Origin of the sequence: Streptomyces sp. NPDC093071 (genome assembly GCF_044754545.1) — a bacterium.
Classification (GTDB): domain Bacteria; phylum Actinomycetota; class Actinomycetes; order Streptomycetales; family Streptomycetaceae; genus Streptomyces.
Window position 1 is genome coordinate 157,078 of the sequence record NZ_JBIVPH010000006.1, and the last position, 14,419, is coordinate 171,496.

Below are 14,419 nucleotides of genomic sequence, written 5' to 3' on the forward strand. Positions count from 1 at the left end.
GGACGGCTCAGGCGAACGCGATGGTGTAGATACCCGCGGCGAGGGCGCCGCCGATCAGCGGACCGGCGACCGGGATCCAGGCGTAGCCCCAGTCGGAGCCGCCCTTGTTCGGCAGCGGCAGCAGGGCGTGCACGATGCGCGGGCCCAGGTCGCGGGCCGGGTTGATGGCGTAGCCGGTCGGACCGCCGAGCGAGAGGCCGATGGAGACCACGACGAAGGCGGTGATCAGGGCGCCCAGGACGCCGAGGCCCTTGCCGCTGTCGTTGAGGCCCTGGGTGAGCACGGCGAGCACGAGCACGACGGTGCCGATGACCTCGGTGGCCAGGTTCTGCCAGGTGTTGCGGATCTCGGGGCCGGTGGAGAAGATCCCGAGCACCGGGCCGGGGCCCTCGATCGGCTTCTCGCCGATGGTCTCCGGGTCCGTGAGGTGCGCCCGGAACTGGCCGTAGTAGGCCACCCAGACCAGCGCCGCGCCGATCATCGCGCCGAGTATCTGGCCGGCGAAGTAGACGGGCACGTCGCCCCAGGCCCCGTCCTTGATCGCGATGCCGACCGTGACGGCGGGGTTCAGATGGGCGCCGGAGAGGGAAGCCGTCATGTAGACGGCCGTCATGACGGCGAAGCCCCACCCGAAGGTGATCGCGAGCCAGCCCGCGCCGCGGGCCTTGGAGCTCTTGAGCGTGACGGCGGCGCACACGCCGCCGCCGAGCAGGATGAGTACGGCGGTACCGATGGTCTCGCCGAGGAAGATGTCGGAGCTGGACACCCGCGACTCCTTTGTCCTTCGTCCAGGGGAAGGCGAACCACGGGTCCCTCCGATGGTCCGCACCCTCGTGTTGAGGGCGTTGCCGGCCCTTGGCACTGCCACACTCTAACGCGTATTGCCGTTAGGTGTTCGGCAATGCCGACCGGTGAACGGAAGTTTTGCCCCGGGGTTAACAGCACGTCAAGGGTCTGGGAAGTGAAAAACCCGCCGATAACGCGATCGTTACCGGCGGGTCGGAAAGGGGTGCGGAGGGGTCCCCGAGGGCTCAGAAGCGGCCGGCCCCCAGGTCCCGGGAGACCGCGCGGGCGCAGTCCCGCACCGCCGCCACCAGCTCCGGACGCAGCTCGCCGCCCGGACGCAGCCGCTCCACCGCGCCCGTCACCGCCACCGCCCCCACCGGCATCCGCCGCCGGTCGTGGATCGGCGCCGCCACCGACGCCACGCCCTCCCAGGTCTCCTCCACGTCCGCCGCCCAGCCCCGCGCCCGCACCGTGTCGAGCAGCTTCTCGAACTCCCCGAGCTCCGTCGTCGTCCGGGGCGTGAACGCCTCCCGCTCGACCTCGACGACCTCGCTGTGCGCCACCGGGTCGTACGCCGAGAGGACCTTGCCCAGGGCCGTGGAGTGCAGCGGCTGCATGGCCCCCACCTCCAGGACCTGGCGGCTGTCGTCCGGCCGGAAGACGTGGTGCACGATCAGCACGCCCCGCTGGTGCAGCACCCCCAGGTGCACGCTCTCGCCACTGGACCGGGCCAGGTCGTCCGTCCAGACCAGGGCCCGCGCCCGCAGCTCGTGCACGTCCAGATAGCTGTTGCCGAGCCGCAGCAGCTCCGCGCCCAGCTGATAGCGGCCCGAGGTCGCCTCCTGCTCCACGAAGCCCTCCGCCTGGAGGGTGCGCAGGATCCCGTGGGCCGTCCCCTTGGCGAGCCCGAGCGAGGACGCGATGTCGGACAGACCGAGCCGGCGCTCGCCGCCCGCGAGCAGTCGCAGCATGGCCGCCGCTCTTTCAAGCGACTGGATGTTCTTAGCCATCGCCCGGCCCCTATCCCTCTCACGCTGTTCGACAATGCTGAACACTATCGGTCGATGCCGACCTTGCGTCACATCCCACAGTGTCGGTCAAGGAGGGGCAGGACCGGGAGTCCCCGGACACAGGATGCCGTCCGCCCCCTGGGACGCCGTGTCCACCCCGGCCCGAGCGCGGTTACGCTGGCTCCGTGCACCCTCCACCGAGCGTGCAAAGCCGACAGCCGTCGCATCCCAGGGAGATCGCCCATGGCCCCGCTGCCGTCCCCTTCCGCCTCCGTCCCCGGAGAGAGCGCCCCCGCCTCCGGAGACGCCCGGAACCGCGCCGCCGCCCTCCGCGAGGCACTCGCGACCCGGGTGGTCGTCGCCGACGGAGCCATGGGCACCATGCTCCAGGCCCAGGACCCCACCCTCGAGGACTTCCAGAACCTCGAAGGCTGCAACGAGATCCTGAACGTCACCCGGCCCGACATCGTCCGTTCGGTCCACCGGGAGTACTTCTCCGCCGGCGTCGACTGCGTCGAGACCAACACCTTCGGCGCCAACCACGCCGCCCTGGGCGAGTACGACATCCCCGAGCGCGTCCACGAGCTCTCCGAGGCGGGCGCCCGCATCGCCCGCGAGGTGGCCGACGAGTTCACCGCCTCCACCGGCCGCCAGCGCTGGGTCCTCGGCTCCGTCGGCCCCGGCACCAAGCTGCCGACCCTGGGCCACGCCCCGTACACCCTGCTGCGCGACGCCTACCAGCAGAACGCCGAGGGCCTCCTGACCGGCGGCGCCGACGCGCTGCTCGTGGAGACCACCCAGGACCTCCTCCAGACCAAGGCCTCCGTGATCGGCGCCCGCCGCGCCCTGGAGGCCCTGGGCGCCGACGTGCCGCTGATCGTGTCCGTCACCGTCGAGACCACCGGCACCATGCTCCTCGGCTCCGAGATCGGCGCCGCCCTGACGGCCCTGGAGCCGCTCGGCATCGACATGATCGGCCTGAACTGCGCCACCGGCCCCGCCGAGATGAGCGAGCACCTGCGCTACCTCGCCCGGCACTCCCGCATCCCGCTCTCCTGTATGCCCAACGCGGGCCTGCCGGTCCTGACCTCCGACGGCGCCCACTACCCCCTGTCGCCGGCCGAGCTGGCCGACGCCCAGGAGACCTTCGTCCGGGACTACGGCCTCTCCCTCATCGGCGGCTGCTGCGGTACGACCCCGGAGCACCTGCGCCAGGTCGTCGAGCGGGTCCGGGACCTCAGCCCCGGCGCCCGCGAACCGCGCCCCGAGCCCGGCGCCGCCTCGCTCTACCAGACCGTGCCGTTCCGCCAGGACACCTCCTACATGGCGATCGGCGAGCGGACCAACGCCAACGGCTCCAAGAAGTTCCGCGAGGCCATGCTGGAGGCCCGCTGGGACGACTGCGTCGAGATGGCCCGCGACCAGATCCGCGAGGGCGCGCACATGCTCGACCTCTGCGTGGACTACGTCGGCCGCGACGGCGTCGCGGACATGGAGGAGCTGGCCGGCCGCTTCGCCACCGCCTCCACCCTCCCGATCGTCCTCGACTCCACCGAGGTGGAGGTCATCCGGGCCGGCCTGGAGAAGCTCGGCGGCCGGGCCGTCATCAACTCGGTCAACTACGAGGACGGCGACGGACCCGAGTCCCGCTTCGCCAAGGTCACCCGTCTGGCCCAGGAGCACGGCGCCGCCCTCATCGCGCTGACCATCGACGAGGAGGGCCAGGCCCGCACCGCCGAGCACAAGGTCGCCATCGCCGAGCGCCTCATCGACGACCTGACCGGCAACTGGGGCATCCACGAGTCGGACATCCTCATCGACACCCTGACCTTCACGATCTGCACCGGTCAGGAGGAGTCCCGCAAGGACGGCATCGCCACCATCGAGGCGATCCGCGAACTGAAGCGCCGCCACCCCGACGTCCAGACCACCCTGGGCCTGTCGAACATCTCCTTCGGCCTCAACCCGGCCGCCCGCATCCTGCTCAACTCGGTCTTCCTCGACGAGTGCGTGAAGGCCGGCCTGGACTCGGCGATCGTGCACGCGTCCAAGATCCTGCCGATCGCCCGCTTCGACGACGAACAGGTCACCACCGCCCTCGACCTGATCTACGACCGGCGCGCCGAGGGCTACGACCCGCTGCAGAAGCTGATGGCCCTCTTCGAGGGCGCCACCACCAAGTCGATGAAGGCCGGCAAGACCGAGGAACTCCTCGCCCTGCCCCTGGACGAGCGCCTCAAGCGGCGCATCATCGACGGCGAGAAGAACGGCCTGGAGGCCGACCTCGACGAGGCCCTGACGGCCCGTCCGGCCCTGGAGATCGTCAACGACATCCTGCTCGACGGGATGAAGGTGGTCGGCGAGCTGTTCGGCTCCGGCCAGATGCAGCTGCCGTTCGTGCTCCAGTCCGCCGAGGTCATGAAGACCGCGGTGGCCCACCTGGAGCCGCACATGGAGAAGTCCGACGCCGAGGGCAAGGGCACGATCGTCCTCGCCACCGTCCGGGGCGACGTCCACGACATCGGCAAGAACCTCGTGGACATCATCCTGTCCAACAACGGCTACAACGTCGTCAACATCGGCATCAAGCAGCCCGTCTCCGCGATCCTGGAGGCCGCCGAGGAGCACAACGCCGACGTCATCGGCATGTCCGGTCTCCTGGTGAAGTCCACCGTGATCATGAAGGAGAACCTGGAGGAGCTCAACCAGCGCGAGCTGGCCGCCAAGTACCCCGTGATCCTCGGCGGCGCCGCCCTCACCCGGGCCTACGTCGAGCAGGACCTCCACGAGATCTACCAGGGCGAGGTCCGCTACGCCCGCGACGCCTTCGAGGGCCTGCGCCTCATGGACGCCCTCATCGCCGTCAAGCGCGGAGTCCCGGGAGCCTCCCTCCCCGAACTCAAGCAGCGCCGGGTCCCCAAGCGGGACGCCGAGGCCCTGCGGATCGACGAGCCGGAGCCCGGCGGCCGCTCCGACGTCGCCGTCGACAACCCGGTCCCGACCCCGCCCTTCTGGGGCACCCGCGTCGTCAAGGGCATCCCGCTCAAGGACTACGCGTCCTGGCTCGACGAGGGCGCCCTCTTCAAGGGCCAGTGGGGCCTCAAGCAGAACCGGGCCAGCGACGGACCGGCGTACGAGGAACTGGTCGAGAGCGAGGGCCGGCCCCGGCTGCGCGGCTGGCTGGAGCGCCTCCACACCGAGAACCTCCTGGAGGCGGCCGTCGTACACGGCTACTTCCCCTGCGTCTCCAAGGGCGACGACCTGATCATCCTCGACGAGGACGGCAACGAGCGCACCCGCTTCTCCTTCCCGCGCCAGCGCCGGGGCCGCCGCCTCTGCCTCGCGGACTTCTTCCGCCCGGAGGAGTCCGGCGAGACCGACGTCGTCGGCCTCCAGGTCGTCACCGTCGGATCGAGGATCGGCGAGGCCACCGCCAAGCTCTTCGAGTCCGACTCCTACCGCGACTACCTGGAGCTCCACGGCCTCTCCGTCCAGCTCGCCGAGGCCCTCGCCGAGTACTGGCACGCCCGCGTCCGCTCCGAGCTGGGCTTCGCCGGCGAGGACCCGGCCGACGTCGAGGACATGTTCGCGCTGAAGTACCGCGGCGCCCGCTTCTCCCTCGGCTACGGCGCCTGCCCCGACCTGGAGGACCGCGCGAAGATCGCGGACCTGCTGCGGCCGGAGCGCATCGGCGTGCACCTCTCGGAGGAGTTCCAGCTCCACCCCGAGCAGTCCACCGACGCCATCGTCATCCACCACCCGGAGGCGAAGTACTTCAACGCACGGTGACCGCGAGCTGACCCGGCGTCGCCGCCCGGCGCGTAAAAGGGCGCGTTTCCGGTGATCGGGACGTACACTTGTCCGTCCAGCAGGCCGGTCCTCCTCCCGCACGGCGAGGAAGACCGGCCTTCTCGTCCCTTCCTGGAGGTGTGCCGGATGACCAGTACGGTTCCCGCGTCCCTGTTCCGTACGAACGGCAGCTCCGCCCTCCAGGCGGTCTTCCTTGACATGGACGGGACCCTCGTCGACACGGAGGGCTTCTGGTGGGACGCGGAGGTCGAGGTCTTCGCCGACCTCGGGCACCGGCTCGACGAGGCCTGGCGGGACGTGGTGGTCGGCGGGCCGATGACCCGCAGCGCCGGCTACCTCATCGAGTCCACCGGCGCCGACATCACCCTCCCCGAGCTGACCGTCCTCCTCAACGAGAAGTTCGAGCAGCGCATCGAGCGGGGCGTCCCGCTCATGCCCGGCGCCGAACGGCTCCTCGCCGAGCTGGCCCGGCACTCCATCCCCACCGCCCTGGTCTCCGCCTCGCACCGCCGGATCATCGACCGGGTCCTCGCCTCGCTCGGCCGCGACCGCTTCTCCCTCACCGTCGCGGGCGACGAGGTCGCACGGACCAAGCCGCACCCCGAGCCCTATCTGGCGGCCGCCCGGGGGGTCGGGGCCGACCCCGCGCTCTGCGCCGTCGTCGAGGACACGGCGACCGGCGTCGCGGCGGCGGAGGCGGCGGGCTGCCGGGTCGTCGCCGTGCCCTCCGTCACCCCGATCGCGCCCTCGCCGGGCCGGGTCGTCGTGCGCTCCCTCGAAGAGGTCGACGTGCCCTTTCTCCGCACATTGATCACGGGAATCTGAGCTTTCACTGAGCTTTCCCCCGGGAAAACGATCAGGCCATTTGCCGAAAAGGGCTCCGCGTGACGTTGGTCACCCAGAGTGCCGGACGGCAGGTGGCCTGTCGTCGTCCGGGGCCCGGAATGCGCGGTTTCGGCGTCCCCATGTGCCCCGATTCGCTCGTGCCCGTCCGCATCGTCCGACGCATGACTATCGAACCCCCCGCATTCATGATCACTGTGCGATTACCCCCGCCCCCGGAGGTGGTCCGGCAATAGGGGCGCGGCCCACTAATCTTTCGCGAGTACTTCGCCGCATAACCGCGTACACCGGCGCACACCCAAGTCGCCGTGAACACAGGACCGATCGCAACACCCGGCCCGATCGCTCCCGCCCCGACCGGGCGGCAGGCGGCGGAGTGTCACAGACCGCTGCAATCCAGTGCCGGATGAGGAGATCGTCCCCGATGAACCGCAAGACCCTGGTGCTCCCGGCCGTGGCCGGCCTGCTCGCCCCCCTGCTCGCCGCCTGCGGCGGATCCGAGGGCGACCGGGCCATCGTGGTCGGCACCACGGACCAGTTCATCGCCACCGAGGACGCCCCCGCCCCGCTCGACCCGGCCTACGCCTACGACACCGGCGCCTGGAACGTCCTGCGGCAGACCGTCCAGACCCTGCTGCACGTGCCCCGGGAGGGCGGCGAGCCCGTCCCCGAGGCGGCCGAGAACTGCTCCTTCTCCGACAAGGCCAGCGAGAGCTACCGCTGCACGCTCCGCTCCGGCCTCACCTTCGCCGACGGCACCCCCATCACCGCCGAGGACGTCAAGTACTCCATCGAGCGCGTCCTGAAGATCAAGTCGGACAACGGAACGGCCGCCCTCCTCGCGAACATCGACACCGTCGAGACCCAGGGCACCGACGGGATCGTCTTCCACCTCAAGACCCCCGACGCCACCTTTCCGTACAAGCTCTCCACCCCGGTCGCCGGCATCCTCAGCAAGGACAAGTACGCCGTCGACGCCCTCCGCGACGGCTTCGACGTCGACGGCTCGGGCCCGTACACCATGAAGGTCGAGCGCGACGGCGACAAGGTCGACCGCTTCGTCTTCACCAAGAACCCGCACTACAAGGGCGACATCACCACGCGCAACGACAAGGTCGAACTGCGCCCCTTCGCCGACTCGACCGCCATGGGCAAGGCCCTGGAGAGCGACGACATCGACATGATGGCCCGCTCCCTGTCGCAGAAGCAGATCAAGGACCTCACCGAGAAGCCCAAGGAGGGCCTCAAGATGGTCGAGGTCCCCGGCCTGGAGATCCGCTACCTCGGCTTCAACACCAAGGCCCCCTCCGTCGAGCAGAAGGCCGTGCGCCAGGCGATGGCCGCCGTCGTCGACCGGGGCGCCCTGGTCAACCTCGTCTACGGCCCCACCGCCCAGCCGCTCTACTCGCTGATCCCCTCCAGCATCACCGGCCACGCCACCCCCTTCTTCGACGCGTACGGCGAGCCCGACGCCGACCGGGCCGCCCAGATCCTCAAGAAGGCCGGCATCAAGACCCCGGTCAAGGTCACCCTGAACTACACCACCGACCACTACGGCGCCGAGACCGCCCAGGAGTTCGAGGCGCTCGGCAAGCAGCTCACCGCCAGCGAACTCTTCGACGTCACCGTCAAGGGCGCCGAGTGGTCCACCTTCCGCACCGCCCAGAAGCGCGGCGACTACGCCGTCTACGGTCTCGGCTGGTTCCCCGACTACCCGGACCCGGACAACTACATCGCGCCCTTCCTGGACAGCGACAACTTCCTCAACACCCCGTACGTGAACAAGGTCGTCCGCGACCAGCTCATCCCGCGCTCGCGCCGCCAGGCCGACCGCACCGCCGCGGCCCCCGTCTACGCGCAGATCCAGAAGATCGTCGCCGAGGACGTCCCCGTCCTGCCCCTGTGGCAGGGCAAGCAGTACGTTGCCGCCCGCAACGACCTCAGCGGAGTCGAGTACGCGCTCAACACCTCCTCCGACCTGCTGCTCTGGGAACTGGGTCGCGGCACCGCCTGACCCCTTCGTTGTCCCGGCCGCGCGCCCGCGCGGCCGGTCATGGCAAGAGATCAAGAGGCACGACTGTGAAGGCACACAACAAGTGGCTGACGGCCCCGCTCGCCGCCGGCCTGTCCGCCGCCCTCCTCAGCGGCTGCGGCACCGAACAGGGCGGCGGCTCCGGCGGTTCCGGTGACGGCATACGCGTCGGCATGTCCGACGAGATCCTCGCCACCGACCCGGCGGCCGGCTACGACCCCGGCTCCTGGCTGCTGTTCAACAACGTCTTCCAGTCCCTCCTCGCCTTCCCCAAGGGCGGCCTCGAACCCGAGCCCGAGGCCGCCGAGGAGTGCGCCTTCTCCGCCGGCAGCAAGGTCTACACCTGCACCCTGCGCGACGGCCTCACCTTCTCCAACGGCAACAAGCTCACCTCGGAGGACGTCAAGTACTCCTTCGAGCGGGCCATCAAGATCGCCGACCCGAACGGCCCGGCCCCCCTGCTCTCCAGCATCCAGAGCATCGAGACCCCCGACGAGAAGACCGTCGTCTTCCGCCTCAAGGTGCCCGACGCCACCTTCCCCAGCAAGATCGCCTCCGGCGCCGGCTCCATCGTCGACCACCGCGAGTACCCCGCCGACGCGCTGCGCACCGACGGCAAGGCCACCGGCTCCGGCCCGTACAAGCTGGACTCCCTCAGCGAGACCGAGGCCACCTTCTCCGCCAACTCCGGCTACCACGGCACCGCCAAGCGCAAGAGCGACGCGGTCACCCTCAAGCTCTACCGGGGCGACCGCGCCGCCCTCGCCAAGGCCCTCGCCGACGACCAGATCGACGTGGCCTACCGAGGCCTCTCCGCCGACGACATCGCCGCCCTCGAAACCTCCGAGACCACCGACGACCGGGGCATCGACGTCGTCCAGGGCAGCAGCGCCGAGGTCCAGCACCTCGTCTTCAACATGAAGGACCCGGTCGTCGGCAAGCTCGGCGTCCGGCAGGCCATCGCCCACCTCGTCGACCGCGAGGCGCTCGTCGAGGACGTCTACAAGTCGACGGCCACCCCGCTCTACTCGATCGTCCCGGCCGGCATCAACGGCCACAACACCGCCTTCTACGACACCTACGGCGCCCCCGACGCCGCCAAGGCCAAGAAGGCCCTGCGCGCGGCCGGCGTCAACGACAAGGTGAAGCTCACCCTCTGGTCCACCCCCAGCCGCTACGGCCCGGCCACCGACCAGGAGCTCAAGGCCATCGCCGGCCAGCTCAACGCCAGCGGCCTCTTCGAGGCCGACGTCAAGTCCGTCGCCTTCGACCAGTACGAGAAGGACATGGCGGCCGGCAAGTACGGCGTCTACGTCAAGGGCTGGGTCCCCGACTACCCCGACGCCGACAACTTCACCGCCCCCTTCTTCGGCGAGGGCAACGTCCTCGGCAACCACTACGAGAACGCCACCATCACCGGCGGCCTCCTCCCGAAGACGGCCGCCGCGGCCGACCGCGCCGGCACCACCGACGAGTACGTGAAGCTCCAGAACATCGTCGCCGAGGAACTGCCCCTGCTGCCGCTCTGGCAGGGCAAGCAGTACGCCGTCGCCCGCACGGGCGTCACCGGCCTCGAATGGACCCTCGACGCCTCGACCGTCTTCCGCTTCTGGGAGCTCCGCAAGAGCTGACCGCAGGCTGACGGCGACTGGCGGAGAAACGTATCCCCCACGACGAGAGGGGCCCGGCGCATCCCGCGCCGGGCCCCTCTGTCGTCCTTCTTCCGCTCCTGGTCCTTCCGCTACTGATTGCCGCCGGGCCGCACCAGACCGCTCTCGTACGCGTACACCGCCGCCTGCACCCGGTCCCGCAGCCGCAGCTTCGTCAGCACGTGCCCCACATGGGTCTTCACCGTCGTCTCGCTGACGAACAGGTCCGCCGCGATCTCCGCATTCGACAGCCCCCGCGCCACCAGCTTCAGCACCTCCACCTCGCGGTCGGTCAAGGTGTTCAGCGTGTCCGGCACCTGCTCCTCGCCCGTCGGCAGATGGGCCGAGTACTTGTCGAGCAGCCGGCGCGTGATCGACGGCGCCAGCATCGCCTCGCCCGCCGCCACCACCCGGATCGCCTGCACCAGCTCGTTCGCCGGGGCGTCCTTCAGGAGGAAGCCGCTCGCACCGGCCCGCAGCGCCTCCACCACGTACTCGTCCAGGTCGAAGGTGGTCAGGACCAGGACCTTCGCCGGACCGTCCCGGCCCGGACCCGTGATCTGCCGGGTCGCCTCCACCCCGTCCATCCGCGGCATCCGGATGTCCATGAGCACCACGTCCGGCTGGAGGGCGCGCACCTGCTCCTGCGCCTGGAGACCGTCCCCGGCCTCACCCACCACCGCGATGTCCTGCTCCGCCTCCAGAATCATCCGGAAGCCGGTGCGCAGCAGCGGCTGATCGTCGACCAGGAGGACGCGGATCGTCACAGGGGCTCCTTCACGGGGCTGGACCCACGGGGTTCACTGACCGGCCCCGCGGAACGGGCCCGGCCCCCGCGGTGCGGGCGGCCCCCCTACGGCGCGGGCGGGGCCGGGTCCATTCTGCCCTGCCCCGATCCGCCGGACTCCGGCGGCCGCACCGAAACGATCTCCAGCGGATAGACCGGGGGAGTCCCGCCGAACTCCGGACAGACCGCCCGGTGGTCGCACCAGCCGCACAGCTTCGTCGGCCGGGGCCGCCAGTCGCCCGTCTCCGTCGCCAGCCGGATCGCCTCCCACAGCGCGAGCAGCTTCCGCTCCACCCGCAGCAGGTCCGCCTCCACCGGGTCGTACGTCAGCACCTCCCCGCTGCCCAGGTACACCAGCTGGAGCCGCCTCGGGACCACCCCCTTCAGCCGCCGGACCACCAGGGCGTAGAAGGTCATCTGGAACAGCGCGCCGTCCCGGTACTCCGGTCGGGGCGCCTTGCCCGTCTTGTAGTCGACGATCCGCACGTCGCCCGAGGGGGCCACGTCGATCCGGTCGATCACCCCGCGCAGCCGCAGCCCCGAATCCAGCTCCGTCTCCACGAACAGCTCGCGCTCGGCCGGCTCCAGCCGCGTCGGGTCCTCCAGCGTGAACCACCGCTCGACCAGCCGCTCCGCCTCGCCCAGCCAGCCCGCGAGCCGCTCCCCCTCCGGATCCTCCGCGAACAGCTCGCCCAGCTCCGGCTTCGACGCCAGCAGCCGCTCCCACTGCCCCGGCACCATCGCCTTCGCCCGCGGCGCCGTCCGCTCCGCCGCCGGATCGTCGAAGAGCCGCTCGAGCACCGCGTGCACCAGCGTGCCCCGGGTCGCCGCCTCACTCGGCTTCTCCGGCAGCCGGTCGATCACCCGGAACCGGTACAGCAGCGGACACTGCATGAAATCGCTCGCCCGCGAAGGCGACAACGACATGGGTGCCCTGGGGGGCGTCTCGCCGATCATGCCGGGCTCGCGGGGTCCGGCACCGCACCTCGCCGCGTTGTCGTCACTCGCCATGACTCCGTCATGCCTCCCTCCTCCGCCTTGCGATGCACGGCACCGGACCCCGCTCCCTGATCCGGCCCGATCGACAAGACGCCCCCGGGCTCCACCGGCACCCGCTCGCTCGTACTCATGACCCCGACCCTACGACCCGCCACCGACAACCGGACGCATACCATCGACCCGGGACCCCGTCGCACTGCATGATCGAACCGTGACGCACCGACGCGGGTCACACCGGCGCGACGAAAGGAACCCGTGAACCAGGACGAGCCCAAGCCGCAGCGGACCGAGGAACCCGGCGGAGGAATCCTCATGGGCCGGCCCTTCGGCGTGCCCGTCTACGTCGCCCCCAGCTGGTTCCTGGTCGCCGCCCTCATCACCTGGGTCTTCGGCGACCAGATCGAACGCGTCCTGCCCGACCTCGGCGCCGCCCGCTACCTCGTCTCCCTCTTCTTCGCGGTCGCCTTCTACGCCTCCGTGCTCGTCCACGAGCTGGCCCACACGATCGCCGCGCTCCGCTTCAAGCTGCCCGTGCGCCGCATCCAGCTCCAGTTCTTCGGCGGCGTCTCCGAGATCGAGAAGGAGAGCGAGACCCCCGGCCGCGAGTTCGTCCTCGCCTTCGTCGGCCCCCTCCTCTCCCTCGTCCTCGCCGGCCTGTTCTACCTCTCCCTGTACGCCGTCGAACCCGGCACCGTCCCCGGCGTCCTCCTCGCCGGCCTGATGATCTCCAACCTGATCGTCGCCGTCTTCAACCTGCTCCCCGGCCTCCCGCTCGACGGCGGCCGGATGCTCCGCGCCGTCATCTGGAAGATCACCGGCAAGCCCATGAGCGGCACCGTCGCCGCCGCCTGGGTCGGCCGCGCCCTCGCCGTCCTCGTCCTCGTCGGCCTGCCCCTGCTGACCCGCACCGGACTCCTCGGCAACTCCACCGAGGACATCAGCGGCTTCGACACCGTCACCGACGCCCTGCTCGCCGCGATCCTCGCCGCGATCATCTGGACCGGCGCCGGCAACAGCCTCCGCATGGCCCGGCTGCGCGAACATCTCCCCGAGCTCGGCGCCCGCTCCCTCACCCGGCGCGCCATCCCCGTGGAGCCCGTCACCCCGCTCTCCGAGGCCCTGCGCCGCGCCAACGAGGCGGGCGCCCGCGCCCTCGTGGTCGTCGACGCCGCCGGCGAGCCCACCGGCATCGTCCGCGAGGCCGCCATCGCCGCCGTACCCCAGCACCGGCGCCCCTGGGTCGCCGTCAGCACCCTCTCCCAGGACCTCGCCGACGGCATGAGGGTCCCGGCCGAACTCACCGGACAGCCCCTCCTCGACCACCTCCGCGCCAGCCCCGCCACCGAGTACCTGGTCGTCGAGGAGACCGGCGAGATCTACGGCGTCCTGTCCACCGCGGACGTCGAACGGGCCTTCGTCAGGGCCATGGCACGACCCGGTTCGTAACCCCGGTATCCTGCTCGTATGTCCGAACCGACCGGTGCCGCCCGCCGACGCGGGCCCTTCAAGGTCGGGGACCAGGTTCAGCTGACCGACCCCAAGGGCCGTCACTACACGTTCACGCTCGAAGAGGGAAAGAACTTCCACACCCACAAGGGTTCTTTCCCGCACGACGAACTGATCGGCGCCCCCGAGGGCAGCGTTGTCCGCACCACCGGAAACGTCGCCTACCTCGCGCTGCGCCCCCTGCTCCCCGACTACGTCCTGTCCATGCCCCGCGGCGCCGCCGTGGTCTACCCCAAGGACGCGGGGCAGATCCTGGCCTTCGCCGACATCTTCCCCGGCGCACGCGTCGTGGAAGCCGGGGTGGGCTCGGGATCGCTGAGCAGCTTCCTCCTGCGCGCCATCGGAGACAGCGGGATGCTGCACTCCTACGAGCGCCGCGAGGACTTCGCCGAGATCGCCAAGGGCAACGTCGAGCGCTACTTCGGCGGCTCCCACCCCGCGTGGCAGCTGACCGTCGGCGACCTCCAGGACAACCTGTCCGACACCGACGTCGACCGCGTGATCCTGGACATGCTCGCCCCCTGGGAGTGCCTGGAGGCCGTCTCCAAGGCCCTCGTCCCCGGCGGCATCCTCTGCTGCTACGTGGCGACCACCACCCAGCTCGCCCGCACCGTGGAGTCCATCCGCGAGTTCGGCTGCTACGCCGAGCCGCAGCCCTGGGAATCCATGATCCGCAACTGGCACGTCGAGGGCCTCGCCGTCCGCCCCGATCACCGCATGATCGGCCACACCGGCTTCCTCGTCACCGCCCGCCGCCTCGCGGACGGGGTCGAGCCCCCGATGCGCCGCCGCCGCCCCGCCAAGGGCGCCTACGGCGAGGACTACGAAGGCCCCAACAAGGGCTGACGTCCCCACACCCGCGGCACGCCGCCGCCGAGTTCCCCCCCGGGCGGAACTCGGCGGCGGCGTCCTCATGTTCGAGACGTTCGAGACGTTCGAACCCGCCGGGAACGGCCCGCGGCTCCCGGGAAACGGTGCGGGGCCGCCGGGAGACGCC

The 14,419-nt window shown here is 70.6% G+C and carries 10 protein-coding genes; 6 read left to right on the plus strand and 4 right to left on the minus strand.

Annotated elements, in window-relative coordinates; translation table 11 throughout:
* Window positions 1–7: 7 nt before the first annotated feature.
* A complete protein-coding gene (locus ACIQD7_RS23550; RefSeq protein WP_121828652.1) occupies window positions 8–766 on the minus strand; it encodes an MIP/aquaporin family protein in 759 nt (252 codons plus the stop codon).
* Window positions 767–1,031: 265 nt separating this feature from the next.
* Window positions 1,032–1,796, minus strand: coding sequence for an IclR family transcriptional regulator (locus ACIQD7_RS23555; protein WP_402444008.1), 765 nt, complete (start codon window positions 1,794–1,796; stop codon window positions 1,032–1,034).
* Between the two features lie 243 nt (window positions 1,797–2,039).
* Here ACIQD7_RS23555 and metH point away from each other — a divergent pair, with 243 nt between their 5' ends.
* The 4 genes from metH to ACIQD7_RS23575 all read left to right on the plus strand — a co-directional run bounded on the left by metH (window position 2,040) and on the right by ACIQD7_RS23575 (window position 10,112).
* Entirely contained in the window at window positions 2,040–5,585 is a 3,546-nt protein-coding gene (metH, locus tag ACIQD7_RS23560) for a methionine synthase (protein ID WP_402444010.1), read from the plus strand.
* 147 nt (window positions 5,586–5,732) lie between these two features.
* Window positions 5,733–6,431, plus strand: a complete 699-nt coding sequence (locus ACIQD7_RS23565; RefSeq protein ID WP_121828655.1) for an HAD family phosphatase — start codon at window positions 5,733–5,735, stop codon at window positions 6,429–6,431.
* Between the two features lie 442 nt (window positions 6,432–6,873).
* Complete coding sequence (locus ACIQD7_RS23570) at window positions 6,874–8,463, plus strand: ABC transporter substrate-binding protein (protein ID WP_161372155.1); 1,590 nt, start codon at window positions 6,874–6,876, stop codon at window positions 8,461–8,463.
* Between the two features lie 65 nt (window positions 8,464–8,528).
* Window positions 8,529–10,112 (plus strand): ABC transporter substrate-binding protein, encoded by a 1,584-nt coding sequence (locus tag ACIQD7_RS23575; RefSeq protein ID WP_402444012.1) that lies wholly within the window; start codon window positions 8,529–8,531, stop codon window positions 10,110–10,112.
* 110 nt (window positions 10,113–10,222) lie between these two features.
* Here ACIQD7_RS23575 and ACIQD7_RS23580 read toward each other — a convergent pair whose 3' ends face one another.
* Window positions 10,223–10,897, minus strand: coding sequence for a response regulator (locus tag ACIQD7_RS23580; RefSeq protein ID WP_390756538.1), 675 nt, complete (start codon window positions 10,895–10,897; stop codon window positions 10,223–10,225).
* Window positions 10,898–10,983: 86 nt separating this feature from the next.
* The gene (locus tag ACIQD7_RS23585; protein WP_402444204.1) at window positions 10,984–11,874 is read right to left on the minus strand and encodes a RecB family exonuclease; all 891 of its coding nucleotides are present in this window, start codon (window positions 11,872–11,874) and stop codon (window positions 10,984–10,986) included.
* Between the two features lie 354 nt (window positions 11,875–12,228).
* On the opposite strand from ACIQD7_RS23585, the gene ACIQD7_RS23590 reads away from it, so the two are divergent.
* Complete coding sequence (locus ACIQD7_RS23590; protein ID WP_402444206.1) at window positions 12,229–13,362, plus strand: site-2 protease family protein; 1,134 nt, start codon at window positions 12,229–12,231, stop codon at window positions 13,360–13,362.
* An 18-nt stretch (window positions 13,363–13,380) separates the two neighbouring features.
* Window positions 13,381–14,268 (plus strand): tRNA (adenine-N1)-methyltransferase, encoded by an 888-nt coding sequence (locus tag ACIQD7_RS23595; protein WP_383367191.1) that lies wholly within the window; start codon window positions 13,381–13,383, stop codon window positions 14,266–14,268.
* The last annotated feature ends 151 nt before the right edge of the window (window positions 14,269–14,419 follow it).

What these genes read in the sequence shown, in the direction of transcription:
- ACIQD7_RS23565 (WP_121828655.1), top strand. Translation starts at nt 5,733, where the DNA reads ATGACCAGTACGGTTCCCGCGTCCCTGTTCCGTACGAACGGCAGCTCC.
- ACIQD7_RS23590 (WP_402444206.1), top strand. Translation starts at nt 12,229, where the DNA reads ATGGGCCGGCCCTTCGGCGTGCCCGTCTACGTCGCCCCCAGCTGGTTC.
- ACIQD7_RS23555 (WP_402444008.1), bottom strand. Translation starts at nt 1,796, where the DNA reads ATGGCTAAGAACATCCAGTCGCTTGAAAGAGCGGCGGCCATGCTGCGA.
- ACIQD7_RS23570 (WP_161372155.1), top strand. Translation starts at nt 6,874, where the DNA reads ATGAACCGCAAGACCCTGGTGCTCCCGGCCGTGGCCGGCCTGCTCGCC.
- ACIQD7_RS23595 (WP_383367191.1), top strand. Translation starts at nt 13,381, where the DNA reads ATGTCCGAACCGACCGGTGCCGCCCGCCGACGCGGGCCCTTCAAGGTC.
- metH (WP_402444010.1), top strand. Translation starts at nt 2,040, where the DNA reads ATGGCCCCGCTGCCGTCCCCTTCCGCCTCCGTCCCCGGAGAGAGCGCC.
- ACIQD7_RS23585 (WP_402444204.1), bottom strand. Translation starts at nt 11,874, where the DNA reads ATGATCGGCGAGACGCCCCCCAGGGCACCCATGTCGTTGTCGCCTTCG.